This is a genomic window from Rothia sp. HMSC078H08 (assembly GCF_001808955.1).
Taxonomy (GTDB): domain Bacteria; phylum Actinomycetota; class Actinomycetes; order Actinomycetales; family Micrococcaceae; genus Rothia.
Window position 1 is genome coordinate 69827 of record NZ_KV795252.1, and the last position, 2997, is coordinate 72823.

The window sequence follows — 2997 nt, forward strand, 5'->3', positions numbered from 1 at the left end:
TATCTTCTATGGATTCGACCATTTTCAACCGCCGCACCCTGCTGGGCGGCGGCGCACTTGTGGGCCTTGGTGCCCTGCTTGCGGCCTGTGGCCAGCAGGCAAATAACGAGGCGGCAGCTTCTTCTACTGCCGTGTCGAGCGAGACTGCTTCGGCGTCTGCGGTGGCGTCTGATGCCGCTTCTGCATCGACTACTCCGAACCCGGTCATTACCCGCGGCTACTCGGGTGGCTCGAAGGCACCCGATGGGGAGTACCGTAAGGCAGACGGCTACGGTCCTGCACAGAACGTTCCCAAGCCCCGTAATGAACCTGCACAGTACCCTGAGACCGAAGAGGGTCTAATGAAGATGATGCAGGACTGGCTGGTTGCACACAATTATGGAATTCAGACTGGCGATTGTTCGTATGCTTTCAAATATGTCATGAAAGATACCGATGAATATAATTCATATAACTATACGGAATCGCTCTACGAACGTGGAGGATGGATTATCGGAGGTTTGGAGTCTTACCAGGCTGAAAGCTCTCTGATTTACGATGACCAGAAAAAGAATTATCGAATGAAGTTCAGCATTCTATGGTCGACTGTTACGTATGTAAATCCTGACGGCCATCTTGAAATGGAGTCCAATACAGATACCACCAATGATTCTTTCTACTTCTTGTATACGTACTCTGACGGATACTGGAAAATTTCCGGATCTGATTTTGGAGGATAGCATTATGACACCATCAAAATCTACTTCTAAAAAAATTTATATCCTCCTATCCGCATCTATCCTTGCTATAAATTCAATCTCTGGTTTTTCTACTTCTATGGCCAGTGAATGTACGCAGAAAAATTCTAATGGACATTGTGTAAAGGTTCAGCGGGATAATCAACCTAAAAAGGATACTCATTCAAAAAAATCACCTTCTCACGACCAATCTAACGGAACAGATATTCCAAGTGAGGGATCATCTTCTGGCGCCTCCATCGAAGCAGCACGCAAGAGTTGGGAGGATAACCACATCCCAATGCGTGATGGCACTAATCAAACAGTCTACGGAACTGTACCCGAAGCTCGAAAAGCCGGAGATGCAGAATGTTACACGAAAGTAGACCGACGTCCTGGCCATTACGTTATAGGGTCTCTACCTCAGGGAGATAACGCCAACAAAATCCCCAACCATGTTGGCGGCCGCTACTGCATACCCAACGACACCAAAACCCTGACCTCAAATAACCCCGAACAGCCCAAGGGCCCTTCTCCCGAAGAAATGCTCCAAGAGATTGAGGACCAATTCGCTAACACCAATATCCAGGCCCCTGTTTTGAAGCAGTCCTACAACCTTGGCACCGGTCTGAGCGAAGACAACCCCAACGTCTATAAGAACCAGGCCGTCAACTTCTACGTTGACGCACCCACCGCACGTTGGGAAGGCGACCTCATGATCGGTCATGTGGAGATGGAGTCCTACCCCACCCAGATGACCATTCAGTATGGCAACGGCGATGAGGGCAGCTTCTACACGATGGGTAAGCCGGTTAGCAGGGCACGCGGTGAAGAGTCACGCAAGACCGCAACCAGTTATGTGTATAAGCGTTCGGGTAACTTCCACGCCTACGCAACAGTGTCTTATTCTGGTCGTTTCCGTGTGGATGGTGGCGATTGGCAGGCCCTGGATGTCGTGTTGACGAAGGATACCGTTGACCCGCTGCTGGTGCGTGTGTGGTGGGTTGACGTGGGTCGTGTCGGCGGCACCTGCGCCGAAGATGATACTCGCTGGGGCTGCAAGAATGATCCCACCATGGGCAAGAAGGACAACCCGAACCCGCGCCTGCGCAAGGCCGACATCCGTACCGGTCAGCGCTGGCACCTGAACGATAACGGTGACGGGGATACTGAGTATTCGTTGCACCGCGACTGGCCCGACATGTAAACCAGTTCTAACCCAACACATAAATAACCGCAGCAGGCGGCCCCGAATGTTTATAAGCATTCGAGGCCGCCTGTTTCGTTTGGGTTGCTCGGCGGAGGTGGAAATTCGGTGATGACTTAGTGATTTCGGTAATGACTTAGCGTCTTTAGTGATGGTTAAAACCCCAGCCCAAAGTCACTAACCCATTACCGAAAAGGCTAAACCATAACCGGCTCCCGCCTATCTACCACCTGGTGCGGAGGGGATTCGGTCATGAGTTACGGATTTATGCCATAGGTTAGCGTCTTTGGTCGTAGTCAAAAACCATGGCAGAAGACGGTAACCTATGGTCGAAATTCTACACGATTTAAAAACACTCCCGCACCCCCCGATAAGGAAACTATCTTGATAATCTTATTTTCTCTTCGATACTAGAAACAGTTTTAAAACTTCTTATATAGCCTCCTGTTTCAAATCCTCTTTCTCGTCAATCCCAAATATCTCTGGCTTATATTTCCCGTAATAGCCCCATTCTCCATGAATAATTCTAGAAAATAAACACAACACCCAATACGGAGAAGCAGCTATCAAAGACTTTAACAACAATGAGACATATTTAATATTCCAATGAGCAGGGAGGCATACATACTCACTATAATCTCTGTCCCATATTGAAACTCTCACTCTTCCAGCATTTCTACCATAGGTATTTACCATCACTAGAAGGTTTTTAAGCTCCTTCTTGGACATATAACCCTGGAGAACCTTAAGATACGAATACTCAGCAAGATTCTCAGAGCAAACGTAATTTCGAAGAGAGCTAGGGATATAGACCAATAAACCAATTAAAAACAAAGCAAATATAACTTCAATAATAGTCGATAGATTAAAAATAGAATTCACATCACGATATACAGGCGCAAAAACACTAGACAAGAGCTGGAGGAAAAATATTCCCTGTAGAATGAACTCCACTACCACACTACGCGCTGATTGAAATTTAGGGAAATATCCGGGGAGACTCAGATACTTGCCAACAATAAACCGCTCAGGAAGATTAAGGGCTCTTCAGAGTTGAGTGTGGTTGGAGGCATC

The 2997-nt window shown here is 47.6% G+C and carries 3 protein-coding genes; 2 read left to right on the forward strand and 1 reads right to left on the reverse strand.

Annotated features, from left to right (window positions below; all coding sequences use genetic code 11):
• Both HMPREF2528_RS02835 and HMPREF2528_RS09015 read left to right on the forward strand, forming a co-directional pair.
• Positions 1–719: DUF6318 family protein (locus tag HMPREF2528_RS02835; RefSeq protein ID WP_371326306.1), on the forward strand; the 719-nt coding region annotated here is incomplete at its 5' end.
• 541 nt (positions 720–1260) lie between these two features.
• Positions 1261–1923, forward strand: coding sequence for a hypothetical protein (locus HMPREF2528_RS09015; RefSeq protein ID WP_083294465.1), 663 nt, complete (start codon positions 1261–1263; stop codon positions 1921–1923).
• 432 nt (positions 1924–2355) lie between these two features.
• Here HMPREF2528_RS09015 and HMPREF2528_RS09120 read toward each other — a convergent pair whose 3' ends face one another.
• Positions 2356–2652, reverse strand: coding sequence for a hypothetical protein (locus HMPREF2528_RS09120; protein ID WP_141744686.1), 297 nt, complete (start codon positions 2650–2652; stop codon positions 2356–2358).
• Between the last annotated feature and the right edge of the window lie 345 nt (positions 2653–2997).